The sequence below is a fragment of the Tessaracoccus sp. MC1679 genome (assembly GCF_014164775.1).
In the GTDB taxonomy this organism is placed as follows: domain Bacteria; phylum Actinomycetota; class Actinomycetes; order Propionibacteriales; family Propionibacteriaceae; genus Arachnia.
Genome location: NZ_JACJGB010000008.1, coordinates 195,508 through 210,760, shown reverse-complemented (window position 1 = coordinate 210,760; position 15,253 = coordinate 195,508). Strand labels below are relative to the sequence as shown.

12 protein-coding genes are annotated in these 15,253 nt (G+C 69.7%); 2 read left to right on the top strand and 10 right to left on the bottom strand.

The window, feature by feature from the left end:
* Positions 1-855: 855 nt before the first annotated feature.
* The 3 genes from H5398_RS14445 to H5398_RS14435 are packed head-to-tail and all read right to left on the bottom strand — an operon-like array spanning position 856 to position 3,338.
* A complete protein-coding gene (locus H5398_RS14445; RefSeq protein WP_370586139.1) occupies positions 856-2,364 on the bottom strand; it encodes a lysine--tRNA ligase in 1,509 nt (502 codons plus the stop codon).
* 48 nt (positions 2,365-2,412) lie between these two features.
* Positions 2,413-3,057, bottom strand: coding sequence for an HAD-IA family hydrolase (locus H5398_RS14440; protein ID WP_182800499.1), 645 nt, complete (start codon positions 3,055-3,057; stop codon positions 2,413-2,415).
* Complete coding sequence (locus tag H5398_RS14435) at positions 3,054-3,338, bottom strand: cell division protein CrgA (RefSeq protein WP_182783145.1); 285 nt, start codon at positions 3,336-3,338, stop codon at positions 3,054-3,056. The genes H5398_RS14440 and H5398_RS14435 overlap by 4 nt, the downstream gene beginning before the upstream one ends.
* Positions 3,339-3,443: 105 nt before the next feature.
* On the opposite strand from H5398_RS14435, the gene H5398_RS14430 reads away from it, so the two are divergent.
* Positions 3,444-4,223 (top strand): DUF881 domain-containing protein, encoded by a 780-nt coding sequence (locus tag H5398_RS14430; RefSeq protein WP_255443759.1) that lies wholly within the window; start codon positions 3,444-3,446, stop codon positions 4,221-4,223.
* A 62-nt stretch (positions 4,224-4,285) separates the two neighbouring features.
* A complete protein-coding gene (locus H5398_RS14425; RefSeq protein WP_182800498.1) occupies positions 4,286-4,924 on the top strand; it encodes an aminodeoxychorismate/anthranilate synthase component II in 639 nt (212 codons plus the stop codon).
* A gap of 746 nt (positions 4,925-5,670) precedes the next feature.
* Here H5398_RS14425 and pknB read toward each other — a convergent pair.
* The 7 genes from pknB to meaB all read right to left on the bottom strand — a co-directional run bounded on the left by pknB (position 5,671) and on the right by meaB (position 15,221).
* Entirely contained in the window at positions 5,671-7,515 is a 1,845-nt protein-coding gene (pknB, locus tag H5398_RS14420; RefSeq protein WP_182783147.1) for a Stk1 family PASTA domain-containing Ser/Thr kinase, read from the bottom strand.
* A 68-nt stretch (positions 7,516-7,583) separates the two neighbouring features.
* Positions 7,584-9,011, bottom strand: coding sequence for a penicillin-binding protein 2 (locus H5398_RS14415; RefSeq protein ID WP_182800497.1), 1,428 nt, complete (start codon positions 9,009-9,011; stop codon positions 7,584-7,586).
* Complete coding sequence (locus tag H5398_RS14410; protein ID WP_182783149.1) at positions 9,008-10,402, bottom strand: FtsW/RodA/SpoVE family cell cycle protein; 1,395 nt, start codon at positions 10,400-10,402, stop codon at positions 9,008-9,010. Before H5398_RS14410 ends, H5398_RS14415 begins: the two co-directional genes overlap by 4 nt.
* Entirely contained in the window at positions 10,402-11,847 is a 1,446-nt protein-coding gene (locus H5398_RS14405; protein ID WP_182800496.1) for a PP2C family serine/threonine-protein phosphatase, read from the bottom strand. Before H5398_RS14405 ends, H5398_RS14410 begins: the two co-directional genes overlap by 1 nt.
* Before the next feature lie 3 nt (positions 11,848-11,850).
* Positions 11,851-12,312, bottom strand: a complete 462-nt coding sequence (locus tag H5398_RS14400; RefSeq protein ID WP_182800495.1) for an FHA domain-containing protein — start codon at positions 12,310-12,312, stop codon at positions 11,851-11,853.
* Positions 12,313-12,314: 2 nt separating this feature from the next.
* A complete protein-coding gene (locus H5398_RS14395; RefSeq protein ID WP_182800494.1) occupies positions 12,315-13,022 on the bottom strand; it encodes a DUF3662 and FHA domain-containing protein in 708 nt (235 codons plus the stop codon).
* Positions 13,023-14,186: 1,164 nt separating this feature from the next.
* Positions 14,187-15,221, bottom strand: a complete 1,035-nt coding sequence (gene meaB, locus H5398_RS14390; RefSeq protein ID WP_182800493.1) for a methylmalonyl Co-A mutase-associated GTPase MeaB — start codon at positions 15,219-15,221, stop codon at positions 14,187-14,189.
* Positions 15,222-15,253 lie beyond the last annotated feature (32 nt).

Here is a 15,253-nt window from a genome sequence, read left to right as displayed (position 1 = left end):
ACTCCTTTGTGATGACTGTGTGCCTTCCCGTAGAGAGCGCTCTCATCTGTCTTCGGCGAATCATCGAGAGCGCTCTCAGGGATTGCTAGAAGCGTATGTGCGACCCCCGCCGAAAGTCAACCGGGGTTATCAACTTGTGATAATTGGCCCCGCGGCGACCCCTCGAGCAGTAGCCGCTGAACCGGGATGTGCGGGGATCCGGGAGAACCCTGCCTGGGCGGCCCGCTGTTGACACGGTCTGCCTTGAGGCAGTGGTCTTGCGGTGGTCGGGTCGTGAGGGCCGCCCAGGCAGGGTCTCCCTGATCCCGCGTCGTTCGCCCGTGGCGTGGTTGCGTCCCGGCGCGCGTCGACAGGGCGGCGTTGGCATGGGTCTTCCTGGGCGGGATGCCAGCTCGGTGATCGTCGGGTTGGGCATCGCTGCGCAATGCCGCCCTGTCGACCCCCGCCTTCGCTGGAACCTGGATCCGGCGTCGTCCCGCCTTCCCGCCGGTTGAGCCGCGCCAAGCCGCGGAGCGGCGCAACGCGCGTCGAAACCGACCTGCCCTGACGCAGAACCCAGGACCCGCAAAGCGCCTCAATCCGCTCCCTGAGGAGGGGCGCGCGCGGAGCGGCGAGCCCCGTCTCGAAGGGTCGAATCGCGAGATGACAAGCAGTCTTGCGCACGGATTCCGTCACGACCCTTCGAGACGGACAACGGTCGCTGCGCGACGCCGGCCTCCTCAGGGGCCGGTGGGCCGGCCGTCGGTCGCTGCTCGCGCTGTCCTGCAGCTCCGCTGGTTGAGCCGCGCCAAGCCGCGAAGCGGCGCAGCGCGCGTCGAAACCGACCCACACCTCCCGCAGCCCCACCAGGGGAGGTCAGGCGTGGGGGCGCAACAGGGGGTAGAGGATCGTCTCGCGGATGCCGACGCCCGTCAGCAGCATGATCAACCGGTCGATGCCCAACCCCAGACCGCCCATCGGCGGCACCCCGTACTCGAGCGCCTCGATGAAGTCGCCGTCGAACTGCATCGCCTCCGGATCACCCCCGGCCGCCTTGAGCGACTGGGACACCAGCACTTCCCGCTGGATCACCGGGTCCACCAGCTCGGTGAAGCCGGTGCCGCGCTCGAGGCCGCCGATGATCAGGTCCCACGCCTCGACCTTCCCCGGCTCCGAGCGGTGCTGGCGCGCCAGCGGCTGGGCGATCGACGGGTAGTCATAGACGAACGTGGGCTGCAGCAGGTCCGGTTCGATCACCTCGGAGAACAGCTCCATCGCCATCTTGTCCGCGGCCCACTTGGGGTCGTACTCCACCTCGTGCGCGTCGGCGATCCGGTGCAGGGTCTCCAGGGGCGTGTCGACGGTGATCTCCTCCCCGAACCGCTCGGACATGGCCGGGAAGACCGACAGCCACGGCCACTCGCCGTCGAGGTCGATGACGCCCTTCGGCGTCTCGATCTGCCGCGACCCCACCGCGTCCGCCGCCGCCACGACGATGTCCTGGATCAGCCGCGCGATCGTGCGCTGGTCGCCCCACGCCATGTAGGCCTCGAGCATCGTGAACTCGGCCGAATGCGTGGAGTCGATCCCCTCGTTGCGGAACACCCGCCCCATCTCGAAGACGCGGTCCGCGCCGCCCACCATTGTCCGCTTGAGGTGCAGCTCGAGAGCGATCCGCAGCGTCATGTCGATGTCGAACGCGTTGATGTGGGTGGTGAACGGGCGCGCCGCGGCTCCGCCGTGCACCAACTGCAGGGTGGGGGTCTCCACCTCGAGGTAGTCCTGGGCGTAGAGCGTTTCGCGGATGGCTCGGGTGATGGCGGAACGGGCGCGCACCATCTGGCGGGCCTCGTCGCGCACGATGAGATCGACGTAGCGGCGGCGGACGCGTGCCTCCTCGGACAGGTCCTTGTGCATCACCGGCAGCGGCCGCAGCGACTTGGCGGCCATCCGCCACTCGCCGGCCATGATCGACAGTTCGCCGCGCTTCGACGAGATGACCCGCCCGGTCACCCAGACGAAGTCCCCGAGGTCCACATCCGTCTTCCACGCCGCGAGCGCCTCATCGCCCACCTCGGCCAGCGACAGCATCACCTGGAGGCGCTCGCCGTTGTCGTCGGGGGTGAAGCCGTCCTGCAGGGTGGCGAAGGCCAGCTTGCCGGTGTTGCGGATGAAGACCACGCGCCCGCCGGTGGTGACGAGGTCCTGCGTCTCCTGCCCGGCCTCAAGGTGTCCCCAGGTGCCCCGGATTGCCCGCAGGGTGTGGCTGCGCTCCAGGTCCGCCGGATACGGCTCAACCCCGGCGTCCAGCAACCGGGCGCGCTTCTCCTTGCGGATGGCGGTCTGTTCCGAGTCGCTGGGCAGGGCGGAGGGGGTATCAGTCACGCGGGACATCCTAACGGGTGGGGGTGTCCCGCCCGTCACGGCGAGGGCTCACGCCCAGCTGACGCGCACCCCGTCGACGGTGTCCTCGAAGACCACGCCGGCGAGGCTTTCGGTGGTCCAGTCCGCGGCGAGCTCGTCGGCGCGGTGCTCGGTCAGGACGCCCAGCACCTTCATGCCGGCCGATCGGGCGGCGGCCACCCCGGCGGGGGCGTCCTCGCAGACCAGGCAGCGCGCGGGATCCACGCCCAGCCGCTCGGCGGCGAGCAGGAAGCTGTCCGGGGCGGGCTTCCCGTTCTCCACCTGGTCCCGTGTCACGATGATCTCGGGGCGCGGCAGGCCGGTGGCGCACAGTCGGGCGTCCAGGAGCGCGGTCGTGCAGGAGGTGGCGATGGCGCGACGGTGGGTGGGGATGGCCGCGAAGGCAGCGGCCGCTCCTGGGAGCGCCACCACGCCGTCGGTGTCCGAGACCTCCAACTCGTCGATCCGTGCCCCGGCAGCGGGCGCGATGTCCGCTGGCAGGAGAGCGCGCGCCACCGCCTCGGCCGGCCGGCCCGTGTACTGCCGCAGGGTCTCGAGATCCACCCCGTACTCGGCGGCCCACAGCCTGTAGGCGCGATGCATCGAGGCGATGGAATCGGCGAGGGTGCCGTCGAAGTCGAAGATGACGGCGTCGAATGTGCCGATCCCGGTCACTTCCACAGGGTCATTCCCGTGAAGCTCACGACGATCAGGCCCAGGCCGATGGCCAGGTTCCAGTCCCCGAGGGAGCGCATGAAGCCGATGTACTCATAGGCCAGGTTCCAGGTGACCATCCAGGCGACGCCGATGAGGCCGATCGGCAGGAAGACCGCCGGCACCCAGGACCGTCCGCGGGGCGCCAACCGGGCGGCTTCACGTCGCTGCTCCGTGAGCTCTGCCTTCGCCTTGGACTTCTTCTTGTCCTCGGCGGTCTTGCGCACCTTTGATTCGGGCACTTTTGCCTCCTTCGTCGGGCACCTAGCCTAGGTCAGCGTCGACGAATCGCCCACATCGGCGCCTGAGGAATCCCTGGCGCGCCGCGCGCCGGGTACCGTGGGGCCATGGGCATGTGGGGCGCGCTGAAGCAGCGGGTGCCGCGCGTGCGCGCCAACATCGGCAAGAACCAGCTTCGGCACCGCTCCGGCCGCGGACGGGTGACCACCATCCTGGTCTGTGTGCTGGCGGGCTTCATGATGACGGTGGCGGCGCTGGCAGCCCGAGGCACGGATCTGAGGACGGACCGCAACGCGGACATGCGCGACCTCATCGTGTCGCAGGGCCAGCGCAACGCGGAGTTGAGCCTGGAGGCTGACGAGCTGCGGGCCGAGGTGGCGTCGCTCGGCTCGGGCCAGGTGGGCACAGGGGATCTCGCCGACGACCTCGCTGAAGCCGAGTTCCAGGCGGGCCTGGTCGCGGTGGGCGGGCCGGGCCTGAGGGTGACGCTGACCGACGCCCCCAACGACGTCCGCCCCGCAGGTGTCGACGACGACGCGCTCGTCGTCCACCAGCAGGACATCCAGGCGGTGGCCAACGCGCTGTGGGCCGGCGGGGCGGAGGCGATGACCATTCAGGGCCAGCGCGTGATCGCGACCACCGGCATCAAGTGCGTCGGCAACACCGTCGTGCTGCACGGCATCCCGTACGCGCCGCCGTATGTGATCGAGGCCGTCGGGGATCAGCAGCGGCTGCAGGCTGGGCTCGATGCGTCCGAGGCGGTGCAGATCTACCGGCAGTACGTTGACGCCTACGGCCTCGGCTACGCGGTGGAACGGCCCCAGCAGCTGGAGCTACCCGCCTTCAGCGGCACAACCGGCATCTCCCTGGCGCAGGCCGCCGGCTGACGGTGTCGCGGCGCCGCCGAACGGCGCGCGGCGGATCGGGCTCCCGGTGGCACAATGGCCGCGTGGCAGCCATCCTCGTGATCGACAACTACGACTCGTTCGTCTACAACATCGTGTCCTACCTGGCGCAGATCGGCGCCGAGGTCGAGGTGTGGCGCAACGACGATCCGCGCTTCGCGGAGGAGGGCTGGCACAAGCGCTTCGACGGCGTGCTCCTCTCCCCGGGGCCCGGCACGCCCGAGGAGGCCGGGGTGTGCATCGACGTGGTGCGCACGCTCGGCGGCGTGAAGCCGCTGTTCGGGGTGTGTCTCGGCCTCCAGGCCATGGGCGTGGCCTACGGCGGTGTCGTGGACCGCGCGCCGGAGTTGCTGCACGGCAAGACCTCCCCGGTGTTCCACGAGGGCAAGGGCGTGTTCAAGGGCCTGCCATCGCCGGTGACCACCACGCGCTACCACTCGCTGGCCATCGTCGAGGAGACCGTGCCTGACGTGCTTGAGGTCACTGCACGCACGGAGACCGGTGTGATCATGGCGGTCCGGCACCGCGACCTCGCCGTCGAGGCGGTCCAGTTCCACCCTGAGTCGGTGCTCACCGAGGGGGGATATCAGATGTTGGCCAACTGGTTGGTCGAGTGTGGCGACGACGACGCCCCGCGCCGCGCCGAGGGCATGTCCCCGTTGGTCACCACCACCCTCGACTGATCCCGGCCCCCGGGGGCTACCACCCCTCCGCAGAGTGTGGATTCCGGGATGGTAGACCGACCCCGAGGCCACACTCTGGGGGCACCCCCGATTTCCGATCTTCCGCGGGAGATTTCGAAGGCTCCAGAACCTGCGCGTGAACGCACGGGTTGGGGACGGCAGGGCGGCACTGCGCAGCGGTGCCCAACCCGACGATCACCCAGCTGGCATCCCGCCCAAGCAGACCCAACCCCCACGCCACCCTGCCGGCCCGCACCCGGGACAGGACCACGCCACAGGGAGGACCGAGTGCGGGGAGACGGGAGACGATGCCCGGGCGGCCTCAACAAACCGACCACAGATTGACCGGCGGCGATCAGCGGACCCTGGACAACGGCCGCCTGGGCATCGACTCACGGCTCCCCGCACCCGACCACCAGAACTGCATGAAGGTGGTAGTCACGACCCTTCGAGACGGTCCACGCCGCTTCGCGGGCGGCCCTCCTCAGGGAGCGAAAGGGGACGGTCCTCGCCGCTTCGCGGGCGGCCCTCCTCAGGGAGCGAAAGGGGACGGTCCTCGCCGCTCCGCGGGCGGCCCTCCTCAGGGAGCGGAAAGACGGCTGCGCCGCTCCGCGGGCGGCCCTCCTCAGGGAGCGAGGGGACGATCCGCGCCGCTACGCGGGCGGCCCTCCCAGGGAGCGGATGGGCGGCCCTTCTCAGCTCAGGGAGCGGGAAGGCCGGGCCAAGCCGCTCCGCGTCGTCCGGGGCTACGGGGTCGCGGACGGGTCAGGAGTCGGGGGCTCAGAGGCCGGCGGGGAAGGGGGAGGTGTCGGGGTCTCAACGACGGGTGGCTCACTCGTGGGCGGAGGCGTCGTGGGTTCAACCTCCGGGGGAGCCACCGCGACCCTGATGTTGATCACCGTTCCACGGTCCAGCGCCGTACCGGCGGTCTGATCCTGATCGAAGACCAGGCCGGACGACACCTCAGTGGTCTCCTCCTCAGTGACCTCAACCCGGAAGCCCGCAGCCTCAGCCTCACGCTGCGCCGCCGACGCCGTGCGCTCCGTCAGCACGGGCACCAGCGAACGACCCGTCGCCACGGTCAGCACGATCTGCTGATCCGGCGGCACCGTCGCACCGGAGGCCGGATTCACCGACACCACATTCCCCGCGACAGCATCGATCGGCTCGGTGGCCGGGTCCGCATCCTCCTCGGTGACCTGGGTCAGTCCGGCCGCCTCGAGCAACCGTCGAGCCTCCGCGACCGTGACCCCCGTCAGCCCATCGGGCACCGTCTTCTCGTCCGGCCCGCTGGAGACCACCAGTGCCACCCGTGACCCGGGTTCCACCATCGTCCCCGCCACTGGATCCGAGCTCAGCACCACCCCCTCGTCGACGTCCGAGCGCGCCTCGTAGGTGACGTTGGGCACCAGCCGGGCGTCGGTGAGGATGTTGGTGGCCGCCAGCTCGGTCTGCCCCACCACCGTCGGAATCTGGACTGTTGCCGTCGACGGCGGCTCAGGCGGGTTGAGGATGGTCCAGATGGCCACGCCCATGGCGATCAGGATGAGCCCGGCGACGATCGCCAGCGCGATCACGCCCTTGTTGGACTTCTTCTCCTCGGGCTCCATCAGGTCCGTGTCGGTGGGAGAGAGCACCGGCGACGGAGCAGGCACCACAGCCCCCCGTCGCGCGGTGGTGGTCATCGGATCGCTCGGAATCACCTTCGTGGCCGGCTCTGCCGGCAACGCGGCCAGCACAGGCTGCCCGTTCAGAGCGCGGAGAAGGTCCTCGCGCATCTCGGAGGCGTCCTGGTAGCGGTCCCGCGGGTCCTTCGCCAGCGACTTCAGCACGATCGCGTCCATCGACGGGCTGATCTCGGTGTCGATCTCCGACGGCGGCACGGGAATCTCCCGCACGTGCTGGTAGGCGACGCTCACGGGGGAGTCGCCCTTGAACAGTGGCTGCGAGGTGAGCAGTTCGTACAGCAGGCAGCCGACGGAGTAGATGTCCGAGCGGTTGTCCACCTTCTCGCCGCGCGCCTGCTCGGGGGACAGGTATTGCGCGGTGCCGATCACGGCCGCGGTCTGCGTCATGGTGGCGGAGGTGTCCGCGACAGCCCTGGCGATGCCGAAGTCCATCACCTTGACGGTGCCGTTGGGGGTGAGCATGACGTTGGCGGGCTTGATGTCGCGGTGGATGATGCCGGCGCGGTGCGAGTAGGCCAGGGCGTCGAGCACGCCGGCCGTGAACTCCATGGCGCGGTCCGGCACGATCTTGCGGCCATCGCGCAGGACCTCGCGCAGCGTCACGCCCTCGACGAGCTCCATCACGATGTAGGGGACAGAGACCTCCGACGAGGGGTCGCGCTCCTCGCCGGTGTCGTAGACCGCGACGATGTTGGGGTGGTTCAGACCGGCCGCGGACTGAGCCTCCCGTCGAAAACGGGCCTGGAACGTGGGGTCGCTGGCCAGGTCCACCCGCAACCGTTTGACCGCCACATCGCGCTCGAGACGGAGATCCCGTGCGCGCCACACCTCGGCCATGCCGCCCCGACCGATCACCTGGTCGAGTTCATAGCGGCCGCCGAGCAGCGCTCCTCGCTCTGTCATCGCTTAACGATCCTTTCGGTCAGTCACGCACAATAGTGCGCCATCTACCTGAGAGGTGTCTGAGAAGTTCATCGGAGAGCCTCCAGTACGGCCTTGAAGATGGGGGCTGCGAGCCGACCCCCGGAGATGTCGTCGCGGTCCACGTCGGCGTTCTCCACGAACGCGACGATGGCCACCGACGGGTCCTCGGCGTAGCCGACGAACCACGCGTAGGGGGGGCGGTCCGGCGCGGTCTGGGCGGTGCCAGTCTTCCCGCCGACCACGACGCCGTCGGTCTGCGCGGGGCGCCCGGTGCCGTCCTCGACGGTGGCCACCATCATCTGCTGCAGCAGCCCGGCTGTGGAGCCGCTGATCGGCTGGCCGATCACCTCGGGGCCACGGGAGCTCAGCACCGTCAGGTCCTGGTTGGTCACGGTGCTGACCAGGTAGGGAGACATCATGACGCCGTCGTTGGCGATGGCGGCCGCCACCTGCAGCATCTGCAGGGGGGAGGCGGCCACGTCGTACTGACCGATCGCCGACAACGCGGTCTGGGCCTCGTCGAGCTCGGTGGGGAACCGTGACGTGGCGGCCGCGAGGTCGAGGGTCTGTTCCTGGTTGAACCCGAACGCCTCGGCCATCGCCTGCAGCTTGTCGCTGCCCAGATCCAGCGCCAGGGACCCGAAGGCCGTGTTGCACGAGGTCTGGAGCGCCTGCTGCAGGGTCACGGTGGTGCCGCCGCAGTTGGTGGAGTTGCCGATGGAGCGGCTGGAGTTGGGCAGCCGCAGCGACGCGGGGGCATCCAACTCGCTGCTCGGCACCATGCCGTCCTCCAGAGCCGCCGCAGCCGTGACGAGCTTGAAGGTGGAGCCGGGCGGGTACACCTCGCGGGCGGCGCGGTTCTTCAGCGGCTCGTCCGGGGAGTCCAGGAGCTCCGTCCAGGCCTCCCGCGCCACCTCGAGGTCGACGGTGGCCAGCCGGTTGGGATCGTAGGTGGGCGTGGAGACCATGGCCAGGATCTCGCCGGTCTCGTAGTTCATCGCGACGGCGGCGCCCTGCTGGCTGCCCAGGGCGCGGACGGCCGCGGCCTGGGCGCGCGGGTTGAGGGTGGTGGAGATGTTGGCGCCCTGCGAGCTCTGCCCGGTGACCAGATCGAGGATCCGGTCGATCGACTGCTCGGACGAGGTGCCGGCCAGCTCCTCGTTGAAGGAGCTCTCGAGGCCGGAGCGGGCGTAGTCGTAGGAGTACCAGCCGGTCACCGTCGACCACAGCTCTCCCGCGGGATAGGTCCGCACGTAGGGGAACCGGCCGGGCCGGGGCACCGAGACGGCGATGGGCTCGTTGCCCACCAGGATGGCGCCGCGGGGGCGGGCGAACTCGGCGTCGCGGACCCGACGGTTGCTCGGGTGCGCGTTGAGGTCCTCGGCCTGGACCACCGAGATGGCGGTGAGGTTGAGCAGCAGCGCGGCCATCATGAGGGCCACGAACACCGTCACCCTGCGGATGGGCACGTTCATCGGCTGATCACCGCCGTCTCATCGTTGACCGCACCCATTTCGCGCGGGGCGGCCGTGGCGGCCTGGGGCATCCGGCTGCGATGCGAGATCACCATAAGGATGGCGATGATGATCCAGTTGGCGATCAGGCTGGAGCCGCCCTGGGACATGAACGGCGTGGTGAGGCCCGTCAGCGGCAGGAGCCGGGTGACGCCGCCGATGATGGCGAACACCTGCAGCGCGAACGTGAAGCTCAGCCCGGTGGCCAGCAGCTTGCCGAACCCGTCGGGCGAGGTGACTGCCGTCTTGAAGCCGCGCGCAACCAGCAGCGCGTACACCAGCACGATGGCCATGAGCCCGAGCACGCCGATCTCCTCACCCAGGGCGGCCGCGATCATGTCGCTCTTGGCCAGCGGGGTGAGCCCGGGCCGGCCGAGGCCCCAGCCGCGGCCGAACAGTCCGCCCCAGGCGAACCCGAACTGCGCGCTGATGATCTGAAGGTTCTGGTCGTAGTTGCTGAACGGGTCCAGCCAGGCGTTGACGCGGCGCGGCACGTGGTGGGTGAACTGGTTGGCGGCAAGGGCGGCGACGACGAAGGAGAGGCCGGCGAGGATGGGCCACGCGGGCCGCTCCGTCGCCACGTAGATCATCACCGTGAACAGCCCGAAGAACAGCATCGAGGTGCCCAGGTCGTTCTGATACACCATCACCACCAGGCACAGCAGCCACATCACCGCGATGGGTCCGAGGTCGCGGGCGCGGGGCAGTTCGATGCCCATGAACCGCTTACCGGCAAGCGCGAGCACCTCGCGCTTCTCGTAGAGGTAGGCGGCAAACGCGATCGACAGCGCGATCTTGGCCACCTCGGCGGGCTGGAACGAGAAGCCGAAGACCCGGATCCAGATCTGGGCGCCACCGGAGGAGACGCCGATCACCGGGAGCAGCGGCAGCAGCAGCAGCACAAGGCCGGAGATGAACAGGAGGTAGGGGTAGCGCTGGAGGCGGCGGTGGTCGCGGAGGCCGATCGCGACGGCGGCGAACAGGATCAGCCCGAGCGCCGTCCACAGCAGCTGGGTGGCCGCGTCGTCGTTGACGGGCTCAGGGATCTGGTCGATCCGCGAGATCATCGCCAGGCCCAGGCCGTTGAGGAGGAACACCGACGGCAGGATCACCGGGTCCGCATAGGGCAGTCGGAAGCGCACGACGAGGTGCGCGGCAACCCCCATCCCGTACCAGAGAGCGGTCACCGGAATCAGGTTCTGGGGCAGTTCGCCGTAGAGGTTGAGGCTCGTGATGACCCAACCGGCCAGACCGAACGACTGAGCGAACAGCACCAGGAACAGCTCGACCGTCCGTCGCTTCTTGTAGACGATCACCTCATCCGAGACCGCCGGCTGGACCGCTGCCGTCATCAGCAGGCCTCGGGGTCAGCCTCGGCGCTGGCCGTGGGGGTCGCGGTGACGAGGGTGGAGGGAAGCAGGAAGCTCGGGGGAGCGGACTGCGCGGTGGCGCCGGGCACCGCCGACAGCGTGGTGGTGGGCAGCCCGGGGATCGTCGACGACGGGGTGGCCGTCTGGCTGGGTGACGGCGACAGCTGCGGCGTGGGCTGCTGCCTCTCCTCCCGCACCTCGACGCAGCGCTCGGCCAGGGTGCGCAGCTGCTGGGTGGTGCCCCGGGCGGCGGGCAGGCTGTCCACCTGGATAGCGCCGTCCACCACGCGCTGATAGAAACGGGGCAGGTCGGTCACGGGGATGTCGGTGCGCTGGGTGAGGGTGTTGAGGTCCAGCCCCAGCAGTGAGCCGGGAATGCCGTTGTAGATCGCCACGTACCCGTCGTCGGCGGCCACGAAGTAGCGGGTGCGCGAGTACGAGATGACCCCCCACGCGCTGCCACCGAGTACCAGAGCGACGGCGAGGACCAGGGCCGTGATGCCGGGCCAGCGGTGCTTCGCCTCGTGCGGCGCGTAGCGCGCCACCTCCGCCGCGTCGTGCTCCACGTCGACGGCGGGTGCGGACTGCGGCCACTGCGGCCCGCGTCCAGTGCCGCCCTTCGTCATGGTCAACTGCCCCGTCCGGGGGACCTTGAGGTCGTCGGCGGCGCCGACGAGCTGGCCCTCGAGCGCGTCAAGGGCGTCGTCCTGGGGCACGACGTCGCCGATCACGATGGTGATGTTGTCGTGGCCGCCGTTGGCGTTGGCCGTCTCGGACAGCCGGGAGATCGCAGACGACGCGTCGTCGATGGTGAGGAACTCGCGGAGGGTCGCATTGTCCACCAGGCCGCTGAGCCCGTCGGAGCAAAACATGAGGCGGTCGCCCACCTGCGCGTCGAGGACTTCGAGGTCCGGCTCGAACTCGACCTGTCCGTTGAGGACCTTGAGGATGAGCGAGCGGTGCGGATGGGTGGCGGCCTGCTCCGGGGTGATCTTGCCGTCGTCGAGGAGCGACTGGACCCACGAGTGGTCGTGGGTGAGCTGGGTGAGTTCGCCGTCGCGGAGCAGATAGCCGCGGGAATCGCCGATGTGCGCCAGCCCGAACTGGGTGCCGTTGAACATGGCGCCGCAGAAGGTGGTGCCCATGCCGTCGAGCTCCAGGTCCTCCTCGATCAGCTCCGTGAGTTTCGTGTTGGCGCGGGCGATCATCCCGGCCATCCGCTCCAGCATCTCCTCGCCGTCAGCCGCGCGCTGATCCGAGCGTGCCGCCTCCTGCGCCGCGACGGCGGAGGCCAGGTCACCCGCTGCGGCGCCGCCCATGCCGTCGGTGACCAGCAGCATGGTGGGGGAGGCGTAGCCGGAGTCCTGGTTGTTCTTGCGGATCCTGCCCACTTCCGAGTGGGCGGCGAAGCGGAGGGAGAAGGTCATGGATCAGATCTCGAACCGCATGAGGGTCTTGCCGATGCGGACCACGTCCCCGACGGTGACCTTCGTGGGTTCTGTCACGAGTTTGCCGTTGACGTAGGTGCCGTTGGTGGACTGCAGGTCCGTGATCACCCAGGTGGTGGGGTCCTTCTGCACCAGTTGGGCATGCCGGGCGGAGGCGTAGTCGTCGTCGAGGAGCAGGGTGGAGTCCGCGGCGCGGCCGAGGTTGATGGTGGGCTCGACGGGGACCGCGGTACCCTGCTGCCCCCCGGCCGTGATGGCGAACCGGGTGGGCAGCTTCGAACGGTTGCGGCCCCGCCCCCGGTCCGCGGGGATGGCCACCAGCGAGGAGACGGGCACCCGGCGACCGAACATGTCCGTGCGCACCACGTTGGCGACGAAGAGGATGAACAGCCAGATCATGGCCATGAAGACGATCTTGATCGTCCCGACGAGAAGGTCAGACACGCTCAGGATCCCGTCGGTGAGTGGATCAGCAGCCTGGTGTTGCCGACCTCGATCCTGGCCCCCTCGCCGACACGGGTCTTGGTGACCCGGCTCCCGTTGACGTGCACGCCGTTGGTGGAGCCGAGGTCCTCGACGGTGATCACCGGGTGGTCCGGGTCACCGGAGACGCTGATCATCGCGTGGCGCCGGGAGACGCCGGGATCGTTGAGCCGCAGGTCCGCCTCGGCGCCGCGGCCGATCAGCAGGCCTGGCGCCACCAGCGGATGCCGCACGCCGTTGACCTCGACGACCAGCCGTCCAGGGACAGCCGCAGGAACGGAGGAATGGCCCGCGCCCTCGGAGGGGAGGGCGTGGCTGGTTACGGTGAACTGCCCGGTGGGCAGCGATTCGTCGAGGGAGTAATCGATGGTGACGGGCCCGTTGAACACGTAGTGGCGGTCCGCGGCGTGGTCCCGGATGCCGGGCAGGATCTCGGCGTTGAGGGTCTTCGAGTAGGGGACGAGCCTGTCGAAATCCGCCTGTGAGAGGCCGATGGTGAAGGCATTGGGCACGAGGCGCTTGTCGCGCGAGAGCAGCTTGGCCTCCGCGTCGAGCTCGCGCTGGATGCCCGCGACGATCTCCACGGGATGCACGAAACCCTTGAAGGCCTTCGCGAAGACCTTGCCCACGGCGGACTCGATCCGCTTCTCGGCTTTGTCAAAGACTCCCATGTGCCTCCTCTCGGTGCTTGGACAGCGCCTCCCCCCAGGCACACGTTCGCCGCCAGTCTAACCGTCGAGCCTGCGCGGGTGCGATATCGGGCTGCGACAAGGAGGAAGGCCGCGTGATCCGCCGGTGCCGTCTCTGTTCCCCTCGGCTCCCGCTGTCTTGGCCCTGGCTGCCGGTGCGGGGAGCCCAGCCCCGTCGCCCGGGCGGCCGTTGTCTACGGTCTGCGCGTTGGTGCCGGTGCGTTGGTGGTCGGGTGGTGAGGCCGCCCGGGCCTCGTCCCTGGTCTCCTCACACTCGTCTGCTGGTGGCGTGTCCGGGTTCGGGTGTGTGCCGTCAGGGCGGCCCTGGCGTCAGTCTGCTCAGGCGGGATGCCAGCTGGGTGATCGTCAAGTTGGGCACCGCTGCGCAGTGCCGCCCTGCCGTCCCCCAACCCTCGATGTAACTCCCTCTCGACGGTGGGCGACTTGGCGGTCGGGTCTGGCGGCGTGTGGTGGGGGCCGGGCCGCCCATGATGCCGGCGGCGGCGCTTCGCGCAGCCACGCCGTCATCAACGCCCACCCAACCTGCCCCGGCCCCCACCACCCACCGCCTGGCTGTCCCCGTCGCGTCGACTGGCTTGTGTCTCGACGCCTGGCTTGTGTCTCGACGCCTGGCTTGCGTCTCGGCGCCTGCTCTAGATCGCAGGCGCCCCGGAGCCGCCTGTCCTATGTTCGGCAGCCAGCGCTGTAGCGCGGGCGGCCAGACTTATCGCAGGCGCCACAGGGCCCGCCGCCCTGAGACGAGCCGACGCGAGGTGTGTGCGAGTGTAGGGGTCGGCAGGTCGGCTCTGCGTCGCGAGCCAAATGCGAGGGTGGGGGTCGGCGGGGCGGCTGCGCGTCGGGATGCCCAACCCGAGGATCACCAGGCTGGCCTCCCGCCTCAACCCACTTTCACCAGGGCCGCCCGGCCGGCACACGCCCTGACCCAGGGCCACGCCACGGGGAATCGAGTGCGGGGAGGCGGGAGGCGAGGCCCGGGCGGCCTCGATCACCCGACCCACGCGTGACTCGCCGCAACTCGCAGAGACCGTAGACAGCGGCCGCCCGGGCGTCGGCTCACGTGTCCCGGCACCGTCAACGGGTCAGGACACCCAGGGCGGCGCCCAGGCGGCACCCAGGGGTTTGGGGTCAGGCCTGGTGGCCGTGGTGGGCGTGGTGGGCCCACGGGAAGGTGGGCAGGGCGTCGGCGAACGCGCGCAGGATCAACTGAGACCCCTCCAGCGCCGACAGCGACTCCTCCGCCAACTGCGCCTCCACATCCTTCGCGACAGAACGCACCTGAGGCGAGGTCCGCAGCGACTCCAGCAGCTCGTCGCGCACCATGTTCCACAGCCAGTCGCGCTGCTGGTCCAGCCGGCGGGCGGCCAGCGACCCCTCCGCCTCCAGCTCGGCACGATGCTTCTCGACGGTGTTCCACAGCTCGTCCAGGCCCACCCCCGTGTACGACGAGCAGGTCAGCACCGGAGCCCGGCGCTTCTTCGTGTCGCTGGTGATCAGCTTCATCGCGATGCTCAGCTCGCGTGCCGCGACCCTCGCCGCCTGCTCGTTGTCGCCGTCGGCCTTCGTGATGGCGATCACGTCCGCGAGCTCGAGGATGCCGCGCTTGATGCCCTGCAGCTGGTCACCGGTGCGGGCCACCTGGAGCATGAGGAACGTGTCCACCATCCCCGCCACCGCGACCTCTGACTGCCCCACGCCGACGGTCTCCACCAGGATCACGTTGTAGCCGGCCGCCTCCAGGACGAGCATGGACTCGCGGGTGGCGCGCGCCACGCCGCCCAGATGGCCCCCCGACGGTGAGGGCCGGATGAACGTGTCCTCCCGCGCCGCGAGCTCGGCCATCCGGGTGCGGTCGCCGAGGATGGAACCGCCTGTCCGCGACGACGACGGGTCCACCGCGAGGACCGCCACGCGGTGGTGCCGCTCGTCGATCAGCTTGATCCCCATGGCGTCGATGAAGGTGGACTTGCCGGCGCCGGGGACACCGGAGATGCCGACGCGGAAGGCCTTGCCGGTGAGCGGGGCGATCAGCCGCAGCAGCTGATGCGCCTGCTCACGGTGCTCCGGCTTCGATGACTCGACCAGCGTGATGGCGCGGGCGATGTGCCCCCGCGATCCCGCGACGATCCGGTCCGCCAACTCCTCGGGTGTCACCTTCCGCATGGCCCGACCCTACCGCCGCAGCCGCCCGCGGC